Origin of the sequence: Streptosporangium sp. NPDC006013 (genome assembly GCF_040614275.1) — a bacterium.
Classification (GTDB): domain Bacteria; phylum Actinomycetota; class Actinomycetes; order Streptosporangiales; family Streptosporangiaceae; genus Streptosporangium.
In genome coordinates, this window is sequence record NZ_JBEXUE010000981.1 from 1 (window position 1) to 1,122 (window position 1,122).

Here is a 1,122-nt window from a genome sequence, read left to right on the forward strand (position 1 = left end):
GGCGCGGCGGGAGTTCCGCGAGCTGGGCTTCGACTCGCTGACCTCGGTGGAGTTGCGTAACCGGCTGAACGGTGCGACGGGGTTGCGGTTGCCGGCGACGCTGGTGTTCGACTATCCGACACCGGTGGTGCTGGCGGAGTTCCTACTGGGTGAGCTGCTCGGCGAGCACGCCGGTGTGATCATTCCGGCCACGCTCGCATCGGTCGCGGATGATCCCATTGCCATTGTTTCGATGGCCTGCCGCTACCCGGGCGGGGTTCGATCCGCCGAGGATCTGTGGCGGCTGGTGTCCGAGGGCGGGGATGGGATCAGCGAGTTCCCGACATCGCGTGGCTGGGACTTGGGGGCGTTGTACAGCCCGGATCGGGAGAATCGCGGGACCAGCTACGTGCGTGAGGGCGGCTTCCTGCACGAGGCGGGGGAGTTCGACCCGGGCTTCTTCGGGATCTCGCCGCGTGAGGCTTTGGCGATGGATCCGCAGCAGCGGTTGCTGCTGGAGACCTCGTGGGAGGCGATAGAGCGGGCCGGGATCGACCCGCTCTCGCTGCGGGGCAGTCACACCGGCGTGTTCGCCGGGGTATCCTATCACGATTACGCGTCGAGCGTGGAGTTCCCGCTGGATGTGATGAGCTTCTTCGGCACCGGCAACGCCGGGAGTGTGTTGTCGGGCCGGATCTCGTACTCGCTGGGCTTGGAGGGCCCGGCGATGACGGTCGACACCGCCTGCTCCTCCTCTCTGGTCACGATTCATCTGGCGGCGCAGGCGTTGCGGTCGGGGGAGTGCGCGCTGGCGCTGGCCGGTGGCGTAACCGTCATGGCAACCCCGGGAGCGTTCATCGATTTCAGCGCGCAGGGCGGGCTGGCCGGCGATGGCCGGTCCAAGTCTTTCTCAGAGGCGGCCGATGGGGTGAGCTGGGCCGAGGGCGTCGGCATGGTGGTGCTGGAGCGCCTCTCGGACGCCCGGCGCAACGGTCATCAGGTGCTCGCGATCGTGCGCGGGTCGGCGGTCAACCAGGACGGCGCGTCGAACGGTCTGACGGCGCCGAACGGTCCGTCGCAGCAGCGGGTGATCCGGCAGGCGCTGGGCAGCGCTGGTCTGACTCCCGCTGATGTGGACGTGGT

1 protein-coding gene is annotated in these 1,122 nt (G+C 68.4%); it reads left to right on the top strand.

Annotation, left to right across the window (positions count from 1 at the left end):
• Nucleotides 1-46: 46 nt before the first annotated feature.
• The coding region (locus ABZ260_RS51430) for a type I polyketide synthase (RefSeq protein ID WP_355633344.1) at nucleotides 47-1,122 on the top strand (1,076 nt) is incomplete at its 3' end.